The organism is Natrialba chahannaoensis JCM 10990 (genome assembly GCF_000337135.1).
Classification (GTDB): domain Archaea; phylum Halobacteriota; class Halobacteria; order Halobacteriales; family Natrialbaceae; genus Natrialba; species Natrialba chahannaoensis.
This window is the reverse complement of the sequence record NZ_AOIN01000093.1, coordinates 23,420-41,989: the sequence shown is the minus strand read 5'-3', so window position 1 is coordinate 41,989 and position 18,570 is coordinate 23,420. Positions and strand designations below refer to the sequence as shown.

At 58.5% G+C, this 18,570-nt stretch carries 16 protein-coding genes and 1 tRNA gene; 9 read left to right on the top strand and 8 right to left on the bottom strand.

Annotation, left to right across the window (positions count from 1 at the left end):
* Positions 1 to 37: 37 nt before the first annotated feature.
* From C482_RS17545 to C482_RS17535, 3 genes are read right to left on the bottom strand one after another with little or no spacing between them, the layout of a single operon-like run.
* Positions 38 to 838, bottom strand: a complete 801-nt coding sequence (locus tag C482_RS17545) for a translation initiation factor IF-2 subunit alpha (RefSeq protein WP_006169134.1) — start codon at positions 836 to 838, stop codon at positions 38 to 40.
* Entirely contained in the window at positions 835 to 1,008 is a 174-nt protein-coding gene (locus tag C482_RS17540; RefSeq protein ID WP_004215334.1) for a 30S ribosomal protein S27e, read from the bottom strand. Before C482_RS17540 ends, C482_RS17545 begins: the two co-directional genes overlap by 4 nt.
* Positions 1,009 to 1,013: 5 nt before the next feature.
* A complete protein-coding gene (locus C482_RS17535) occupies positions 1,014 to 1,295 on the bottom strand; it encodes a 50S ribosomal protein L44e (protein ID WP_006169133.1) in 282 nt (93 codons plus the stop codon).
* A 248-nt stretch (positions 1,296 to 1,543) separates the two neighbouring features.
* Here C482_RS17535 and C482_RS17530 point away from each other — a divergent pair, with 248 nt between their 5' ends.
* The 4 genes from C482_RS17530 (at position 1,544) to C482_RS17515 (ending at position 3,416) form a co-directional block, all read left to right on the top strand.
* Positions 1,544 to 1,810, top strand: coding sequence for an HAH_0734 family protein (locus tag C482_RS17530; RefSeq protein ID WP_006169132.1), 267 nt, complete (start codon positions 1,544 to 1,546; stop codon positions 1,808 to 1,810).
* Between the two features lie 211 nt (positions 1,811 to 2,021).
* Positions 2,022 to 2,474 carry a GtrA family protein gene (locus C482_RS17525; RefSeq protein WP_006169131.1) on the top strand — a complete coding sequence of 151 codons (453 nt, stop codon included), beginning with the start codon at positions 2,022 to 2,024 and terminating at the stop codon, positions 2,472 to 2,474.
* A 60-nt stretch (positions 2,475 to 2,534) separates the two neighbouring features.
* Positions 2,535 to 2,609 (top strand) — tRNA-Met (locus C482_RS17520).
* A gap of 393 nt (positions 2,610 to 3,002) precedes the next feature.
* A complete protein-coding gene (locus C482_RS17515; protein ID WP_006169130.1) occupies positions 3,003 to 3,416 on the top strand; it encodes a DUF7555 family protein in 414 nt (137 codons plus the stop codon).
* Positions 3,417 to 3,534: 118 nt separating this feature from the next.
* Here the strand turns inward: C482_RS17515 and C482_RS17510 are convergent, their stop codons facing one another.
* The 5 genes from C482_RS17510 to C482_RS17490 form a co-directional block, all read right to left on the bottom strand.
* Positions 3,535 to 4,902 (bottom strand): ABC transporter ATP-binding protein, encoded by a 1,368-nt coding sequence (locus C482_RS17510; RefSeq protein WP_006169129.1) that lies wholly within the window; start codon positions 4,900 to 4,902, stop codon positions 3,535 to 3,537.
* Positions 4,886 to 6,019, bottom strand: a complete 1,134-nt coding sequence (locus C482_RS17505; RefSeq protein WP_193787763.1) for an ABC transporter ATP-binding protein — start codon at positions 6,017 to 6,019, stop codon at positions 4,886 to 4,888. Before C482_RS17505 ends, C482_RS17510 begins: the two co-directional genes overlap by 17 nt.
* Positions 6,020 to 6,186: 167 nt before the next feature.
* Complete coding sequence (locus C482_RS17500) at positions 6,187 to 7,398, bottom strand: ABC transporter permease (RefSeq protein ID WP_006169127.1); 1,212 nt, start codon at positions 7,396 to 7,398, stop codon at positions 6,187 to 6,189.
* Entirely contained in the window at positions 7,398 to 8,366 is a 969-nt protein-coding gene (locus C482_RS17495) for an ABC transporter permease subunit (protein ID WP_083858645.1), read from the bottom strand. The genes C482_RS17500 and C482_RS17495 overlap by 1 nt, the downstream gene beginning before the upstream one ends.
* A gap of 130 nt (positions 8,367 to 8,496) precedes the next feature.
* Positions 8,497 to 10,323 carry an ABC transporter substrate-binding protein gene (locus tag C482_RS17490; protein WP_049896929.1) on the bottom strand — a complete coding sequence of 609 codons (1,827 nt, stop codon included), beginning with the start codon at positions 10,321 to 10,323 and terminating at the stop codon, positions 8,497 to 8,499.
* 509 nt (positions 10,324 to 10,832) lie between these two features.
* On the opposite strand from C482_RS17490, the gene C482_RS17485 reads away from it, so the two are divergent.
* The 5 genes from C482_RS17485 to C482_RS17465 all read left to right on the top strand — a co-directional run bounded on the left by C482_RS17485 (position 10,833) and on the right by C482_RS17465 (position 18,401).
* Complete coding sequence (locus C482_RS17485; RefSeq protein WP_006169124.1) at positions 10,833 to 12,611, top strand: ABC transporter substrate-binding protein; 1,779 nt, start codon at positions 10,833 to 10,835, stop codon at positions 12,609 to 12,611.
* Between the two features lie 170 nt (positions 12,612 to 12,781).
* Positions 12,782 to 13,843: an ABC transporter permease gene (locus C482_RS17480; RefSeq protein WP_006169123.1), complete on the top strand. Its 1,062-nt coding sequence runs from the start codon at positions 12,782 to 12,784 to the stop codon at positions 13,841 to 13,843.
* Entirely contained in the window at positions 13,844 to 15,556 is a 1,713-nt protein-coding gene (locus tag C482_RS17475) for an ABC transporter permease (protein WP_006169122.1), read from the top strand. It abuts the gene before it with no gap.
* Positions 15,557 to 15,561: 5 nt separating this feature from the next.
* Positions 15,562 to 16,998, top strand: coding sequence for an ABC transporter ATP-binding protein (locus C482_RS17470; RefSeq protein WP_006169121.1), 1,437 nt, complete (start codon positions 15,562 to 15,564; stop codon positions 16,996 to 16,998).
* Positions 16,998 to 18,401 (top strand): ABC transporter ATP-binding protein, encoded by a 1,404-nt coding sequence (locus tag C482_RS17465; RefSeq protein WP_006169118.1) that lies wholly within the window; start codon positions 16,998 to 17,000, stop codon positions 18,399 to 18,401. The genes C482_RS17470 and C482_RS17465 overlap by 1 nt, the downstream gene beginning before the upstream one ends.
* Positions 18,402 to 18,570: the final 169 nt, after the last annotated feature.

The window sequence follows — 18,570 nt, the reverse complement described above, 5'->3', positions numbered from 1 at the left end:
GTATTGTTGGTGAAGCGGGGATTGCCGTTTCAGTCGGCTACTCCTCGTCAGTCCGCCGCTCGCGGTGGTACTCGCCATCGCCATCGTGGTCCTGAATCGCAGCGATCGCGCGATCAGCACTCTCCTCGAGTTGGGCCTCGGCAGTCTTGTAGTTCGGTGCCTGAACCCGAATTCGGTACTCGGGTGCGCCGACGTAGGTGACTTCGAGGTCGACTTCCTCCGGCACCTCGCCGTTTCCTTCGGCGGCCTCCAGTGCCTCGCGGATGCCGTCGACACCGGTTGCCGATGGGTTCTCGAGATCGACGTAGCCGGTGACGTTGACGTACGGCACCGAGACGTTCTCGCGAGCGGTTTCGACGAGCGATTCGATCTCGTCGTCCGTGAGCTCGGTGCTCTCGAGTGCTTCACGGCCGTGGATCGCAGCCTGCTTGAAGCCTTCATAGAGACTGCCGTGTGCGCCGATGAGTTCGTTTGCGATGGCAGTGAACTCCTCGTCACCAACATCGTCGCCGGTCGCCAGATCCATCCAGTTGTCGGCCTTCTGCTCGTTTTTCCACTGCTGGATCTTCTCCGAGCGCTGGTGGTCGTTGACGTCCTTGAGCGAGAGGTCGATCTGCTGGGACTCCTCGTCGACGTCTAGGACCTTGCAGACGACGATCTGGCCCTCACGGACGTGATCGCGGACGTTCTTGATCCATCCGCTGGCGACCTCGGAGATATGGATCAGGCCGCGTTTGTCCTCATACTCCTCGAGATCGACGAAGACACCGAAATCTTCGATCTCGTCGATCTTGCCGACGACGAGTTCGCCGGGGTCGGGCCAGCCGCTGTACTTCATCGTGACTCGACGGTTTCGACGATCTCGTGTTCGATCTCGGCTTTGCCACCGGTCGGTCGCGCGAGCGTCGTACCACAGACGGCACAGGCGACTTCCGTGGAGGCCTTGCCGAAGACGGTCTGTTCGTTCTCGCAGTCACTGCATCGAACGCTGTAGAAATTTCCTGCCATTGAAATCACTCCTGGAACTCGAGTCGGCCGGCGCGCCATCCCTCGCGGAGGTGGGCTTTGCCACACTCGTTGCAACGGTACTTGAGGTCGGTCTTCTTGGTTGGCTTCTCGCCACCGGGAACCTTCGAGAAACGACCGGAGTTACCGATCGAGGCGGTGTTGCGTCGGGTTCGGCGAGCGTCCCACTTCATACCGGAGGAACGCCCTGATCGGGACTTCTCGACTTCGTGTTCGTGGTGTTCGTTACAGTGCGGGCAGTACGTATTGAATCGGCGTGGCATCTGCATGGTTATCTCACTTGACGTGGGCTAAGACAGCGCTGTTTAAAACCCGTTTGGTTCGTCGTCGGCGGCAAGAGCGATTCTCGCGCGAGCGCGCGTTTCATCATGTATGGCAACATCGTCGTATATGGCAACCGCCGCCACTATCGTCGTCATTTCCTGTCGGCAGTATCGGCTACACCGTCGTCGACAGCACCGGCTCCCAGCCACAGGTGTTCGAAGCGTTTAATCCGCTCTCCTGAGAACTGTGTCGTATGAAGCGGCTCATCATCCACGGGGACCCCGGCATCCGAAAAGGGGCAATCATCGAACACGACGGTGAGGAACTCGTCTGCTTCGGGATCAACCGCAATGGCGAGTGGCACGGTCCCGAAGAGGTCCAGCTGTGGTGTATCGTCGGTGCCGACTCGGAGTACGAGGACTTCGAACACCAGAACTACATTCCACACTTCCTTGATGTCGAACGCGTCGACGCCGACGCCGTCGACGTTGTCCGTCCCCAGGGAGACCTCGCAGTGTAACACGTCAGGGCATCGTTTTCGACTCTCTTTCGATCTACCCCATCGAAACACACTCTCAACACGTGGCTCAGAAGCCACCCTGTCACTCACGATTTCACAATCTCACAACCGCACGATCGACACCGGACGCAGCTGTTAGCACCCACCCCACAGTTCAGCTGTACTCGAGTCCGGTCGGTCAACACGTCTGAAAGTCAAGCACGGAGTCCAGATGGCTGAGTCACTTATTGATGCGATTCGAACGCGTGGGCGTGCGTTGCTCTCGACGAGTCGATTCAGTCAGTTCGCCAGCGTTGGATTCGTCGGTGCGACGGTTGACAACGTTGGACTCATTGCATTGGTCGAACTGGCTAGCCTGAATCCGGTGTTCGCGAAGGTCATCTCCTGGGAGCTCTCGATTATCGTCATTTTCATTTTGAACGAGTACTGGACGTTCGCCAGCCACGGCAAGGTGAGCACGTGGGCGTTCGGAAAGCGATTTCTGCGGTCCAACGCGGTCCGGTTCGGTGGATTTCTGGTGACGCTGACGGTACTTGCAGTGTTGGTCAACTGGTACGACGTCAACTATGTTATCGCAAACCTGGTTGGAATTGGGATTGGGTTCTTCGTGAACTACACCTGTGAGAGCCTCTACACGTGGAAGGTACACCGAGACGGACGGTAGAAACCCGCACACGGCGTCCGAAACACAACCCTTAACTAGCACACCGGGTTACGATATGGTAGCGGGATGGGATAGCCAGGAGATTCCGGCGGGCTCATAACCCGCAGACCGGTAGTTCAAATCTACCTCCCGCTATGTTTTGGCGTGAACAAATTCGTGAGCGTCACCCATAGCATGTGGTTGTTCGAACCAAACGAGACACGCACAGCGCTAGCGAGCATGTCTCGCCGTGGTTCAAATCTACCTCCCGTTATGTTTCACGAATTCAATGACGAACACCGAGCGGAGCAAGGTGTGGGTCCAGGATCGTGAAAATGGTTTAGAGTGGATTTGAAGTAGACAACGAGGGAGCGAAGCGACCGAAGTTGGCGTAGTTCAAATCCACCTCCCGATACGGTTCGGGGCGAACACAAGTAGCAACCGGATACCCACCGGATCCTATAATAACTCACCACTGGCTCGTCCAGCATCTGTGCACGGATAACACAAACCAGACACTAGAAGTAGACCCCCCACTCAGATAGCGACATGACACAGGAGTCCCGTCGGCTCCTCCGCACCGCCGATGCGCTGGTCTCTGCACTACTCATCACCGCCGCCGTAGCCGTGATTGGACTCGTCGTCTCGGTGATCCGCGGCGGCAACTGGACGACAGTCCGTGAAGCAATGTTCGTCATCGGCATCCTCCTCCTGACGTTCGGAACCATCCTTACCCGACCCGGCGTCCGCCCACGAGTCAAACGCGAACTGGAAGACGACGACGAAACACGACCCCAACTCGAGTCCGATGCAGAGACGCCGACACCACATCAGGAGCGCCTGGCATCACTACTGAACAGTTCGAATCCCCTTACGGAATCCGAGCGCTTGTCACGCGGCGTTCGATTTTTGCTCGCTGGCGGCCTGGTTCTCGTCGTGACGTTCGGGACGGAGTACTGGTAAGCGACTAATCGCGTCACACTGAACACCGAGAAGCGAACACCGAGCATCGCATCTCAGCGAAGCCGAGTCAAAACCAGAATAGCGGCGGACAGATTGCTAGCGAGTCGACCCGCGTCGGTCAGTCCGATCGAACCGTCTGGTCGAGTTCCGTCGGCGGCAGTTCGTTCTCGATACGAAGACAGGACGCAGTCTGTCCGGCATCGGTCTCCTCGAGTGCGGGCGACTGCGTCTCACACGGCGTCGCGAACTCGGTAGCGAGTAAGTCGCGAGCATCGTCCTCGTTGTCAGTCACGATATTTTCGATCGCCGACTCGAGAACGGCCTCCGCTTGTGGGTCCGAGAGCGGCTTCGGAATATCGAACTCATCGCGCAGTCGGGCCTTCGTTTCGGCGGTCGTCACTTCTTCAGTCGTTTCGTACTCGTCGACCTCGGTGATGAGCATCTCGCGGATTGCCTCGACGTTGAGCGCGCTGTCGTCGAGTTTCTGGCGGAGATCCATCACACGCCGCCAGGTTTGCTGGTCGAACTCGTAGCCCTCTGGTTGGATGACCTCGGGACATCGCGTGTGGAACCGACAGCCCGACGGTGGGTTCGACGGACTCGGCACGTCGCCAGTGAGTTCGACACCCATACCACGATCGGTCGGATCGGCGGTCGGGATCGAGGCCAGCAACGCCCGCGTGTAGGGATGTTGCGGATTCGCGAAGACCTCGTCCGTCCGTCCGAGTTCGACGACTTCCCCGAGGTACATGACGGCGACGCGGTCACAAATCTGGCGAATAACAGCCAGGTTGTGACTGATGATCAGGATACTGAGTCCGAAATTCTTCTGGAGGTCGTTCATCAGTGCCAGAATCTCGGACTGGATCGAGACGTCGAGCGCCGACACCGGCTCGTCTGCGATAATCATGTCGGGGTTCATCGAGAGCGCCCGCGCAAGGCCGACGCGCTGTTTCTGCCCACCGCTCAACTCGTGTGGGTAGCGGTCGGCATCCGATTCGGAGAGGCCAACCCGTTCTAACAGATCGGCCACAATCTCGTTTCGACGGGGCTTGTCAGTCAGCCCCTGTACCGTCAGCGGCTCGGCGATCGCATCACCGATGCTCATCCGTGGGTCGAAACTCGACTCTGGATCCTGAAAGATCATCTGGACGCGGCGTCTAAACGCCTTCATCTCCCCGCTGTCGTATTCGGTGATATCCTCACCATCGAACCGGACCGTCCCCTCGGTTGGCTCTTCGAGGCGGATGAGCGAACTCGCAGCGGTGGATTTCCCGCAGCCACTTTCGCCGACGATTCCAACCGTCTCGCCGGGATAGACGTCGAAGTCGATTCCGTCGACAGCGCGAACGCGGCCGACTTCCTTCGAGAGAATTCCCTCCGTGATCGGATAGTGTTTCTTCAGGTTTCGGACGGAGAGCAACGGCTCGTCACTGCCGGTGTTGCCACGACGGCGGCCAGCTGATCGGTTACTCACGGTGATCACCTCCGTTCGTCCGCTCCTGTCCATCATCCGTCCCGCCATCCGTCCGACCGGACCGCTGCTCACCGCTGCCAACCGCAGCGTCGGCACCGACTCGCTCGAGTACCGACGGGTCGTCCGCAGTCTGGTAGTGGACACACGACACCTCGTGCCCATCCCCGGCAGCGGACTCGAAAGCCGGCTGTGCGCCGGTTCGACACTCCTCCATCGCGTACGGACACCGGTCTGCGAACCGACAGCCCTCGGGCGGGTCGATCGGGTCCGGTAACGATCCCGGAATGCCACCCAATGAGCCATGGCCCGGCAGGCACTCGAGTAGCGCCTTCGTGTAGGGGTGAGAGGGCGACTCGAAGACGTCGTAGACGCTGCCTCGTTCCATCACCTTGCCGGCGTACATGACGACGACGCGGTCTGCGATTTCGGCGACGACGCCGAGGTCGTGGGTGATGAAGATGATGCCCATCTCGAACTCCGCCTGGAGGTCGCGCAGGAGTCTGAGGATCTGGGCCTGAATGGTCACGTCGAGTGCCGTCGTGGGCTCGTCGGCGATGAGCAGGTCGGGCTGGCACGCGAGCGCCATTGCGATCATCACGCGCTGTTTCATGCCGCCGGAGAGTTCGTGTGGGTAATCATCGAGGCGGGCACTGGCCTCGGGGATGCCGACCCGGCTGAGGAGGTCAACGGCTTCCTCGCGGGCGTCGTCTTTCTTGATGTCCTGGTGGAGCTGAATCGCCTCGATGAGTTGCCAACCGACAGTGTAGACCGGGTTGAGTGCGCCCTGTGGGTTCTGGAAGATGTGGCTGATTCGTGCGCCACGGATGTGGGTGAGTTCCTCCGCAGAGCGAGCAGCCAGATCGTCGCCGTCGAAGACGACGGAGCCGTCTGCGATCGAGCCGGGTGGGCTCTTGAACAGTTGCGTAATCGATTCGCTCGTCACCGTCTTTCCGGAGCCGCTTTCGCCGACGATACAGACGGTTTCGCCGCGGTGGACGGAGAAGTCGACGCCGTCAACTGCCTGTACCTGTCCGTCGTCGGTGTCGAACACCGTTCGGAGGTTTTCGACGGTGAGCAGCGGGTCGCCGCTTCTGGTGTCAGTGCGGGCTTGCGTAGTGGTATTCATGGTCGACTCGTTGGGGGTAGTCGTTGTGGATGTGGCGGTGGATTGAGTTGGTCCTGTGTCAGATGCGTCTCCGGCTTTGTGACCGGGTTCGGTTCCGTCTTCGTGCTCACTCTCGTTCCCACGGACGCGGTCAGGACTCGGCGAGGACGGTGGTGTTGGTGTCGGCGTCATTCGCCACTTCCCTCCGAGCGTGGGTCGAGTGCGTCACGAAGCGCGTCGCCGATGAAGTTGAACGCGAGGATCGTGAAGAACAGGAAGACCCCCGGAATCGTCGAGATCCACCAGGCGTACTCCAGGTCGTCCCGACCGGATGCAATGACCTCACCCCATGATGGGACTGTTGGGTCACCGAGGCCGAGGAACGCCAGACTCGCCTCGAAGAGGATGAGTCCGGGGATCAACAGCGTTACCGCAGTGATGACGCTGTTCGAGACGTTCGGCAGGAGATGCCGACGCATCGTCCAGAAACTACTTGCGCCCGCGTTCTTCGCGGCGAGGACGTACTCCTCTTCACGGCGTTGGAGTGCCTCACTCCGGACGATGCGTGCAATGCCGCCCCAGCCGAGTAGGCCGAAGATCACGATCATGCTGAACAGGCTTCCCCCGTAGAGGTAGACGATCATTAGGTACAGGAAGAACGTCGGGAACGTGATCTGGATGTCGACGTAGCGCATGAGGACGGCGTCGATCCAGCCGCCGAAGTAGGCGGCACTCACGCCGACGATCGCCGCGATCGTGATCGTGATCATCGCGGCGATCAGGCCGACTTGCATACTGACTTCCATCCCGTAGATGACCGAGACGAGGATGTCCTTCCCTTCGTGGGTCGTCCCAAGTGGGTGGGCCCAGGTACCGTGACAGCGGCCACCCGAGACCTCACCGGCACACTCGACCGGCATCCACTCTTCGACCGACATGAACACTGGCGGCTGGTAGGCGTTGCTGGGTTCGACGGCCGGCCGATCAAGGAATCGCGGTCCGATTGAGCCGATGACGAAGATCACTCCCAGGTAAATCAGGCTGACAACGGCCGCCTTGTTCTTGCGGAACTGTCGCCAGTAGTACTTCGTCATCCGCTTGTTCTCGTACAGCGGCACGACGACGAAACACAGGATCGACAGCAGCGTCAGAATGTACAGCCAGTCGAGTGCCTGCAGGTTGACACCGAGCGTTCCGATGGTGTCGGTCCCCGGCGTCTTGATGACGTAATCGTAGATGACACCGGCGGTAAAGACGATGTAGATGCTCGCGATGAGGACCGCCTTGAGCGACAGCGATCGACGTGCGTCGTCGACCCTCTCCCAGTCGACATCTTCGAACGTCTCTTGACTTCCGGTCTCAGTGCCGGTCGACCCATGCGTGTCAGTATCGACCGACATCAGGAATCACCGTAGTCGATCCGCGGATCGAGCACTGTGTAGGCGACATCCTGTGCCAGGTTTCCGATAATCGTCAGGAACGCCGGTAACAGGACTGTCCCCATTACTAGCGGCGTATCCTGATTGACAATTGCCCGGAAACTGAGCATGCCAAGTCCCGGAATGCCGTAGACCACTTCGATCAGGTATGACGACACTAGGATAATTCCCAGGAGGTCACCCACGAGAATCGTCGCGAGCGGAACCGACGCTGGACGGAAGATGTGATGCGTCAGGATTCGACGCCCCTCAACACCCTTTGCCTTCGCCGTCTTGACGAACTCAGCTTCGACGTACTCGAGTGCTTCTGCACGCGAGTAGCGCATCAGGCTCGCAATCGAGCTCAGTGTGAGCACGATTATGGGGAGTATCAGCTGTTGGGCGTTCTCTAACGAGAAGATGGCTACGTTCGTATCGAACAGGATCGGCACCCAGCCGAGCATCACCCCGAAGATCACGAGCAGGATAATTGCGAACCAGAAGTCCGGAATACTTAGCCCGAAGAAGGCAAAGAACGTCGCCGCGTAGTCACTCCGGGTGTACTGGTTGGTCGCAGAGTACAGCCCGATTGCGATACCGAGGATCGTCGAGATGATGATCGAGGGAACCCCGTACATCATCGAGTACGGTATTGCGTCAGCTATCGCTGTCGTTACCGGCTGTGAACGTGTTTCAGACCATCCCCAGTCGAGTGAGAGCATGTTCCCCATAAAGTCGACGTACTGGACGTGAAGCGGCTGGTCGTATCCGTAGTAGCTCTCGTATGCGTCTCCGATCTCTTGCGGGTCTTCACCGGCCTGTGCGGCCTGGAACTGCATTTCGGCAAGCTGTGTATCCGGCGTAAAGTACAGGAGCATAAACGTCAGCGTCAAGACGATCAGTGACGCGACGACTGCCCACGCAACTCGACGCAGAATGTATGTTGTCATGCTCATACGCCATCACCACTGCATTCCAATAAGAATCTGAAAGGTAGCAACACGGTTGAATTTCGATTTTGTCGTTCTCGGTTACGTTAAGGTTGATGCTATCGCACGAGTTGGGTGTCGGTCAGCGAGATTATGCTTCGTCGAACACCCAGGTGTGGCGGTCCCACGCCTGACCGAACACCTCTTCGGGCCCATCGACGTAGCCCTGGTAGCCGATGATATCGTCGCTCATGGCGACGAAGTTGACCGGCTGATCCTCACTCAGGACACCAAAAATTTCTGCGAGTGTCTCCTCGCGTTCGCTCTGGTCTGTGCTGGTGCGGACAGTGCTAAACAGCGACTCCATGTCAGCATCCGGGACGTAGCCGAAGTAGTTCGTCGGTGCCTCCTCCGTCCAGAACGCGTCGGTTGCCGCCGGTGTTCGTGGATAGGTGTTGAAGTTAATTCCGTACATCAGGTCCCAGTCTTCTGTACTTGCGGAGTTATCACGGGGACCGTCGTTGTTCGGGCCACCGGTCCACGGCTGATCATCTTCGTCGCCCTGCCAGGAGTTCTGCACGTAGTTCGGGATCATCTGGTCGAACGTCACCGACTCGAACTCGACCTCAATGCCGAGTTCCCCCAGCTCGTCGCCCATAAACTCAGCTGTGGTTTCAGTCGTTCCGGTGCCACGCGAGTAGACCATCGTCAGCGTGACCTGCTCACCGTCTGGATCGAGGAGCGTTCCGTCGCTGTCGTACCCGTACCCCGAGCTCAGGTTCGCTTCGAGAAGGTCTCGCGCAGCGTCCGGATCGTAGGTATCTCCCTCGCCGAATCGAGTCACTTCGGATTCATCGTACCATTCGGACCACTGGGGCTGGAACGTGTGTGCGACCTCTGCGTAGCCACGGAGAATATTCTCCGAAATCTCGACCTTGTCGATCGCCATCGAGAGTGCCTGGCGAACCTCACGCGTGCGGAGTTCCTCCCAGCCGTTCATCCGCTGGTTGTACGCCATGATGGTCAGGTACGGGTACGGAACCTCCATGACGTCGACGTCCGGCCGGCCCTCGAACCGCTCGACGCGAGTCGACGGAATGTTGGTCTCCTCGATCTCTCCCCGCCCGAGCGCACTCAACCGAGTGCTTTCCTCATCGATCGCCTGATAGGAAAACTCCTCGAAGTTTGGTGCGTTTTGCCAGGCTTCGACCTGCTCCTCGGTGATGTAGTCTGGGAAGTCATCCGCATCGAGGTCGTTCATGTAGTACTCGTCGTTCTTGACGGCAACGAACTCGGAGTCGCGGTCCCAGCGCTCGAAGGTGTATGGACCAAGGTTCCCACCGTAGGCGAGTTCCTGTACTTCTGCGTCCTGATCGAGACCCTGACCGTCCTGCTCGTCGACGTACGGCTCAAGCAGCCCCTGTGGCATACAGTACGATCCCCAGAGGTCTGGCTCGAGCGGCCAGTCGGCGTTCGGGTTTTCGAGTTCGATCTGGAACTCGAGTTCACCGGTTTCTTCGACGTGTGTTCCAGCCCAGTTGCCGGCTGCTTCGGAGAGTGCCCAGTTGCCTTCGCCCTGGTGAACCTCCTGGATCATGTAGACCCAGTCCGAGGCGGTCATCTGCCCGTAGTCATTGCCCCACTGGAGGTTGTCGCGGAGGGTTGCAACGTACACCTGCGCGTCACCGGTATCCTCGATGTCCATCCACAGTGGGAAAATCTCGTTGTCAGTGGTGATCGTGTACGCGCTGTCCATCACCAGTGCGAGTCGGTTGTTCGTGTTGTCGTCGGACACCTGAATGAAGTTCATCGATTCGGCGTCCGTTCCGTCGGCGACGGTGTAGGTATCGCCAGTTTCGTCGTCGCCACCAAGACCATCCAGACAGCCAGCAGCCCCAACCACACCCGCTGCAGTAAGTCCTTGGAGGACACGGCGTCGCTTGATACCAGTACGGTATCGCTTGTTATTCTCCACCATGAAATCACGGTGTTAGTACAAGTATAAATAGATTGTTGTTCCTGGTTCAATAAGATATTACCAGGGGCCCGTACCCTGTGTTTGCCCAACGCCTGTTCTGTAATATGGTATTGACAACAGTGTCTGTTCGGATATGGGTGTATACACTGGAATAAACAGACAATATGTTGTGGTTAGAACCTCTCCCTAATCGGGGTATTTATAAGACCCGGTTGGCCAGCAACTGCGTTGTATCACCAACGCATGCATCAGGGTGGCCCGTATCGGGAAGCTGGTTAAACAGTGTTTAACTGTAACGACTGATAATTGTGGTAGTTATCTAACTCGAAACTCGCTTATACCTGTGGCCTACCCTGCCTGCAGCGTCTCTATTCTAAGAAATAGATGTTGCCACTAATCAGGGTGTATTGTCCACAATTGTCGCACAATACAATATTGTGTACAAGTAATGGTAGCACACCGAATCCAAAACAAAAATTTATGGGACATGAGTGTCTCGTCCCAGTCGAATGGCGAATGAAATCGATCAGTCCCGGCGGACTTTCCTGAAGACTGCTGGGGCGGGTGCGGCGGTGGCAACGTTTGCTGGGTGCATTACGGACGAAGATCCTTCCGAAGACGAAGGTGGGGACGAGGGTATCCTGAACCGGGTCAACTCGACGATGACGTCGCTTGATCCGATTCAGTCGACCGACACGGCCTCCGGTGAGGTCGTCAATCAGATCTACGAGGGACTGACCTACTTCCCGAACGGTGGCTCGGAAGTCGAGAACCTCCTCGCAGAAGAAGTCAATATTTCAGACGACCTGCTGACGTACACGTTCACGCTAAAGGAAGCACAGTTCCACGATGGCAGCGAGCTGACTGCCGACGACTTCGTGTACGCGTTCCGTCGTCTTGCTGAATCCGAACACAGCGAACGCGCAAACTTCATCCTCGGCGACATCTTCCTCGCAATCGAACATGAGACGGACGACGATGGTGGGGTCGTTCCGGATTCGATTGCTGCCGAAGCGGTCGACGACCGAACGCTCGAGATCACGCTCAGTTCAGCGAACCCGAACGCGCTTGCACTGTTGACCTACGACTCCTTCTCCGCAATTCCAGAGGGAATCGTTGGCGACATCGAGGGCTACGACGGCGAGTACGAGCAGAGCGAGCTCGCGAACCAAGTCGCAGTCGGTACTGGCCCATTCGAATTCGACCTGTGGGATCCAGACGCAGAAGTCGAAGTCTCCACGTTCGAAGACTATCACGGGAGTGTGGCAAATATTGACGGCGTCCACTGGCAGATCCTCGAAGACGACACTGCACGATTCACGTACGCAATGGATCGGAGTGCGGACCTTTTCGAGATTCCGACGCCCAATTACGAATCGGATTTAATCGACGCAGAAACGGACGACGAAGGGCGCGAAATCGGCGAGTACGGCCCCATCGAAAACGGCGACATGGTCAACTACATTGGTGTGCCACAGCTCTCGACGTTCTACTTCGCGTTCAATGCACCGTCTGTCCCACTCGAGATTCGACAAGCCATTGCATACGTTCTCAACCGCGAGGACCTCATTCAGGATATCTTCATGGGACGTGGTGAAGAAGCAGTGACGTTCACGCCGCCAGGTGCGTTCCCAGGCGGTCCAGAACGTCGTGATGAGTTCATCGAGGACTACCCGTACGGACTGTTCGAAAGGGACCGTGAGGCCGCACGTGACCTCATTGAGGAAGCCGGCTACGACGACGACGATCCGTACGAATTGACCCTGACAACCTACGAGAGTGAGGTCTTCCAGGAGGCCGGTCGTTACCTCCGTGACAACCTTGCCGGACTCGGTGTCGACCTCCAGCTCGAGGAGACGCCGTTCGCGACGTTGCAGGAACAGGGAGAAAACGGCAACCTCGAATTCTTCTCCCTTGGCTGGACCTGGAGCTGGCCAGCAGCAGACTACGGAATGTTCGGCTTCGAACCCGAGAACACGAATACATCCCTAATGCCAGGGGATGCAGACGGTTACTACCTCGACTGGCATGAAGAGGACTCCGACGCGTCGGCAATGGCCCAGGAAGCCTGGGAAACAGTCGAGGCGAACCCAGAGCCTGAAGAGGGACAAGAGGTTCGCAACGAGGCGTACATCGATATGGAGCAGGCCGTCTGGGACGACGCGATCATGCTGCCGCTGTACCACGAGATTCAGGAGCAGTTCCACTACAAGCACGTCGACATCGAACCGTTCGGCACGATGGGTGACTACCTGCAGCGGTACAACCACGTCACGCTGGACGAGTAACGACGTTCTGTCGTCGAATCACACCGCGGTATAGACGGGGTCCGGGAGTTCTCCCTACCCGGACCAACTGCACGTGCGTTCAACGATAATAGGGAGGTTTATAATCAAGGAATGCTCGAACAACCTATAGTACGAGATATGATGCAGACGTTGCAGACGGGTGATCATTCGTGAGCCGCTGGCGGTACTTCTTCCGCCGGTTGCTCCTATCGGTCCCTGTCGTTCTCTTTGGGCTCACGATTACGTTCGTCATCGTACGAATGGGCCCCATCGACCCTGTCGCCGCCATTGTTGGTCCTGAAGGGGGAGGCGCAAGTCGCGGACGTATCGAAGAACGACTCGGGTTGAACGAACCGCTCTGGCAACAGTATATCGACTTCATGGTTGATATGCTGACGTTCAACCTCGGTCAGTCGTGGGTTATTCAGCCAGGTCGAAGCGTCGAAAGCCTGCTGATGACCTACGCGCCACGAACACTTTGGCTCGGGTTCTGGTCAGTCCTGATCGCGATCTGTATCGGGGTCCCGCTCGGCTTCTACGCCGGACTGAACCCGAACACGAAGAGTGACTACCTCGCATCGTTCGGCGGGATCGTCTGGCGCGCAATGCCTAACTTCTGGCTTGCGATCATCATCCTCGCCGTCCTTCGCCAGTCCGAACGGTTCTTCTTCGGACTGAACTGGCAGTCACTTGGCGTCGATAGTGCCCTCATCGGACAACCACCACTCGACTTCATCGCGTTCACTGACTGGGTCACGATCGGAATGATCAGTATCCCGGTCGGGTTGTACTTCTCGTTCGAAACACTCATCGCATCGATCAAACAGGTCATGCCCGCTGCGATCGTGCTTGGCTCGGCTGCGATGGGGAACGAAATGCGAATCGGTCGAACGGCAGTGCTCGAAACGATCAACTCGAACTACGTCGAGACGGCAAAGGCCAAGGGGCTTCGTGACCGCGTCATCGTCTGGAAGCACGTCTTCCGGAACGCGATGGTTCCGCTCGTCCCGATCATCACGAACGAGGCGTTTATCCTGATCGGCGGCTCGGTCATCGTCGAAGTCATCTTCGGTATCAACGGTATTGGCTACCTGTTCTTCCAGGCAGCCACTGAGGGTGACCTCCCGCTGGTTGGTTCACTGATGTTCGTCTTCATCATCCTGATTGTCTCGATAAACATCCTCCAGGACTTCCTCTACACCGTTCTGGATCCACGCGTGGGGTACGAATAGATGAGCATGAACGAATTCGACGACAAGACGCTGCGAGAACGAATCGCCAAAAACCCACAACCGGCGCTTGCCTGGTTGGCCGGTGCGCTCGTGCTGGTTGTCCTCGAGTTGGGGCGACTCGCATCCGGGATTGTGCAAGTCGGCGAAACCACCCGGTTTGTACTCGGCGGGATCGCATCGGTCCCGGGATCGGTCGAAGAATCCGTCGCGAGTACACTCGGTGGGATTGCAGGACTCGTCGCGTTCGGTCTCACGGTGCTCGTGTTACTCGGCATCGCAGCCATTCTCGTCAAGTGGCTGTTGATCCCCTGGACACTGGTCGACCGCCTCGGCATCGAGGCAAGCACCGGGGTAAAGGACATCGTTGAACGCGTCATCGTCACCGGTCTACTCGTCGTTGCCGCGGCGCTCGTCGTCCTGACTCCAGTCGGTGGCGTCCTCGAAATGGCCGTGAGCGCACTGACCCGCGGCGTCGAATGGGTTGGCTCACTTCCGACGATTACGAGCCGCGAACTCATCCCAAACGAAGGATACCAGCAGCCAGATGGTAGCTGGGAAGGGACCTTCCTCGGGCTCTCGCCTGCAGTTGCGTGGGCGCTTCGTGTCGCGGTCGTCTACGCGTACGCACTGGTCTGGCTCGCCTGGCTCTGGCGCGGCTACGAAACGTTCCGCGAACACTACCGTGAAGCAGACTGGACGCCTCGCGACGACAGTATCAATCGCTTCCGGAACCACTACTGGGGGATGTTCGGTCTCATTGTCGTCATCATGTTCCTCGTGATGGCGCTGTGGGCACCGGCAGTAAGTCCTGCAACAGCGGAAGCCAACCTGTACCAGCCATACGAACACGAGTTCGAGTACTATGGCGACGATGGGGTCGAAACGATTAGCCACGGTGACGCAAACTTCGATAGCCGCTCACAGGGATCTCATACTTACGTCAGTGTAATGAGCTATGACGACTACGACCGGTTCCATCCGTTCGGAACGAATACCGACGGGAAGGATCTCTTTACCTTCTTGGCGTATGGAGCACAGGTCTCGCTCGTCATCGGACTGCTCGCAACCGTCTTGATGGCAGTCATCGCAACGGCACTCGCGCTCATTACGGCCTACTACAAGGGTGTCGCTGACCTGGTAACGATCGTGGCCAGTGACTCGATTATCTCCTTACCACGATTCTTACTGGTCCTGTTGCTCTCCGTGCTGTTCATGCAGGCCAATCACCCGGTCGCGGAGATATACGACGGAGGCTTGCTACTGGCGTTAATCTTTGCCGGGACCGGCTGGCCACTCCTGTGGCGGGCGGTCCGTGGTCCGGCACTCCAGGTCTCCGAACAGGAGTGGATCGACGCCGCAAAGAGCTATGGTCAGAGTCCGGCAGCAACCATGCGAAAACACATGGCGCCGTACATCGCCGGCTACATGCTCATCTACGCCTCGCTGTCGCTCGGTGGGGTCATTATCGGCGTCGCTGCACTCTCGTTCCTCGGCTTCGGTGTGCAGGCACCGACGCCTGAGTGGGGCCGTGCAGTCTACGAGGGACGGTCCCATATCGACTCGCCCTCGTGGCACATCGCAACCTTACCGGGTATCCTCGTCGTGTTACTCGTTACCGGGTTCAACGCCCTTGGTGACGGTATCCGCGACGCAATCGATCCACAGAGCGAGGCCAGCGACGGTGCCGCTGGTGCTTCCGGAGGTGGTGGATAATGTCTATGGACTCAGACTCTCCAAGTACATCTACAGCGACGACAACAGCTGAATCGACAACGACGGCCGGACAGGCAACCCACTCAGAGCCGATCCTCACTGTCCGAAACCTCCAGACCTCCTTCTTCACGGACAAGGAGGTCATCCGTGCAGTCGACGGGGTAAGCTTTGACATCCGACCCGGCGAAACCGTCGGAATCGTCGGCGAGAGTGGTTCCGGAAAGAGTGTCACCGCCCGTTCGATCATGGGACTCGTCGACTCGCCCGGCCGGATCATGCCGGGAAGCAGCATTCGCTTCAACCACGTCGAGACGCTCCAGGCGTTCGCCACGAAGTTCGCCGATCGAACCGTCAGCCTCGACGACCTTGAGGCAGAACACGACCCGGCCTCGCTGTTCGACCACCCCGAAATCGACGTGACACCGCGGACGTTCGACTACGACGACCGCGAGGAAGCGACGATCGAAGACTTCGTCGGTGCCTACGGCGAAGAGCTCGAGTTCGTCGGTGACGACGACTGTGTTTTCGTCAGAGGTGGCGGTCCGAACGATCCGGAGTCGATCACCGGCGGATTCGTCGAACTCACTCGCTGTACTGGTGAGATCCTGCGGGCGATGCGCGGTGGGCGGATCGCGATGGTCTTTCAGGATCCGCTGACGAGCCTCAATCCGGTGTACACGGTTGGCAACCAGATCAAGGAGGCACTGCGGCTGCACCAGGATCTGTCGGGACAAGAGGCAACCCAGGAAGCGATCAGCCTGCTCGAGGCGGTCGGGATTCCGGACGCGCGTCGGCGCGTAACGGAGTATCCCCACCAGTTCTCGGGCGGGATGCGCCAGCGTGCAGTCATTGCGATGGCGCTCGCCTGTGACCCTGACCTGTTGATCTGTGACGAGCCGACGACGGCACTCGACGTGACCATTCAGGCCCAGATTCTGGATCTGCTGCGAGAGCTTCAGGAAGAGCGCAACCTGGGAATCATGTTCATCACCCACGACATGGGTGTCATCGCTGAGATCACCCACCGCGTGAACGTCATGTACGCGGGCGAGGTCGTCGAGACGGCGGGCGTCCACTCGCTGTTCGACGACCCGAAACACCCCTACACGCAGGGGCTACTCGAGTCCATTCCGGGTCGCCAGGATGGCGAGCGACTGCAGACGATCGAAGGCAACGTGCCGACGCCGAACGAGCCGGCGACGTACTGTCGGTTCGCACCGCGGTGCCCGAAGGCGTTCGAAGAGTGTGAGGCGGTCCATCCGGATACGGTTCCGGTTGGCGATGCGGGCGAGGACGAACAGACTGACCACACGGCAGCATGCCTTCTCTATATCGATAAATACGTGAACAATCACGTTCGGACGGAGACTGGTGCACAGGTACAGACACAGACGCAGGCACAATCGCAAACAAACGCCGACACACACGGAGGTGACGACTGATGAGCCAGAACGCTATCGAAGCAAACGCAACTGAGACGGAGCCACAGGCAGGGTCGTCCCAGGACAAGGATGTCATGGTCAAGGTTCGTGACCTGCGGACCTACTACGAAGGGAACGGCCTCTTCGGCGGGACGCCAGTCAAGGCTGTTGACGGCGTCACCTTCGACATCAAGCGCGGCGAAACGCTTGGACTGGTCGGTGAATCTGGTTGTGGGAAAAGTACGCTCGGGCGAACGCTCATCCAACTCGAGTCCGCAACAGGTGGCGAGATTCGATTCGACGGCACCGACATCACGACGCTGTCGGGTGCGGAACTCAAAAAGTGGCGTCGGAACGCCCAGATGGTGTTCCAGGATCCAGACTCGAGTCTCAACGACCGGATGACGATCGGGGAAATCGTCCGCGAACCGCTCGATGTCCACGACTGGAAGACGCCGCGTGAGCGTCGGCAGCACGTGAAAGAACTGCTCGACACGGTCGGGCTTCAGCGCGAGCACTACTACCGTTACCCCCACCAGTTCTCTGGTGGGCAGCGCCAGCGAATCGGCATCGCGCGAACGCTGACACTCGAGCCAGAGTTCATCGTGCTCGACGAACCGGTTTCGGCACTCGACGTGAGTGTCCAGGCAGAGGTCATCAATCTGCTCGAGGACCTCCAGGAGGAGTTCGGCCTGACCTACCTCTTTATCGCCCACGACCTCTCGGTCGTCCGGCACATCTGTGATCGTGTCGCTGTGATGTACCTCGGTAACATCATGGAGATCGGTCCGACTGAGGAGCTATTCACCGATCCGGCGAATCCCTACACACACTCGCTGCTATCGGCGATTCCGGAACCCGATCCCTCGGCCCACAAGGACCGGATCACGCTTCATGGAACGCCACCGAGTCCGCGATTTCCGCCGGATGGCTGTCCGTTCAGCACGCGCTGTCCGGCTCGGATCCGTCCCCCGGAGTACGAAGACTTAGATAACGATCTCTGGGTCCAGCTCGATACGCTTCGTGAAGTGTTACGCGAGCGCGACCGCGCGGAGAAATCGGTTACTGACCGCATTCGGGAACTGCTCGGCAAGGAGCCGCGGTTCGGAACGATCGAAGGAATCTATGGCGAACTGTTCGACAAGCACGACGTTCCGGCCGATGTACAGGAGATTCTCGATGAGACGGCGGATCTCGCGCGTGAAGAAGGCGAGATTGCTGCACTTGACCGGCTCGGGGAAGAGTTCGGCAGTGTCTGTGAGGGATACGGCCCTGAGAGCGACGGCGAGAGCGAAGACGCTGACGAACCGGTTGCACCCGAGTACTACACAGTCAGTCCCTCGGGACGACGCAGCCTCTGTCACCGCCACAATCCGAGCACAAACCACGCAGAACCCGATCAGGTACTCGACGAGCGTCATTAACGTCACAGACGAGTGGTGACTGGCTGTCTCTAAATGCGGCCGCTCGTGGCCGTTTCACGCAGTCGATCCACGCACTTCTCATCATCGCAGTTACTGCTTTGCTGTGTTCGACTGGCACTGACCCGGGTGAAAGGGTGGCAATCGAAGTCCATTTCTGCCCGCTTTGAGT

Bases quoted from the DNA above. Each gene is read 5' to 3' on its own strand.
- C482_RS17465 (WP_006169118.1), top strand. From the start codon at position 16,998: ATGAGCCAGAACGCTATCGAAGCAAACGCAACTGAGACGGAGCCACAG.
- C482_RS17540 (WP_004215334.1), bottom strand. From the start codon at position 1,008: ATGGCAGGAAATTTCTACAGCGTTCGATGCAGTGACTGCGAGAACGAA.
- C482_RS17475 (WP_006169122.1), top strand. From the start codon at position 13,844: ATGAGCATGAACGAATTCGACGACAAGACGCTGCGAGAACGAATCGCC.
- C482_RS17485 (WP_006169124.1), top strand. From the start codon at position 10,833: ATGGCGAATGAAATCGATCAGTCCCGGCGGACTTTCCTGAAGACTGCT.
- C482_RS17535 (WP_006169133.1), bottom strand. From the start codon at position 1,295: ATGCAGATGCCACGCCGATTCAATACGTACTGCCCGCACTGTAACGAA.
- C482_RS17505 (WP_193787763.1), bottom strand. From the start codon at position 6,019: ATGAATACCACTACGCAAGCCCGCACTGACACCAGAAGCGGCGACCCG.
- C482_RS17530 (WP_006169132.1), top strand. From the start codon at position 1,544: ATGAAGCGGCTCATCATCCACGGGGACCCCGGCATCCGAAAAGGGGCA.
- C482_RS17490 (WP_049896929.1), bottom strand. From the start codon at position 10,323: ATGGTGGAGAATAACAAGCGATACCGTACTGGTATCAAGCGACGCCGT.
- C482_RS17525 (WP_006169131.1), top strand. From the start codon at position 2,022: ATGGCTGAGTCACTTATTGATGCGATTCGAACGCGTGGGCGTGCGTTG.
- C482_RS17495 (WP_083858645.1), bottom strand. From the start codon at position 8,366: ATGACAACATACATTCTGCGTCGAGTTGCGTGGGCAGTCGTCGCGTCA.
- C482_RS17470 (WP_006169121.1), top strand. From the start codon at position 15,562: ATGGACTCAGACTCTCCAAGTACATCTACAGCGACGACAACAGCTGAA.
- C482_RS17545 (WP_006169134.1), bottom strand. From the start codon at position 838: ATGAAGTACAGCGGCTGGCCCGACCCCGGCGAACTCGTCGTCGGCAAG.
- C482_RS17515 (WP_006169130.1), top strand. From the start codon at position 3,003: ATGACACAGGAGTCCCGTCGGCTCCTCCGCACCGCCGATGCGCTGGTC.
- C482_RS17500 (WP_006169127.1), bottom strand. From the start codon at position 7,398: ATGTCGGTCGATACTGACACGCATGGGTCGACCGGCACTGAGACCGGA.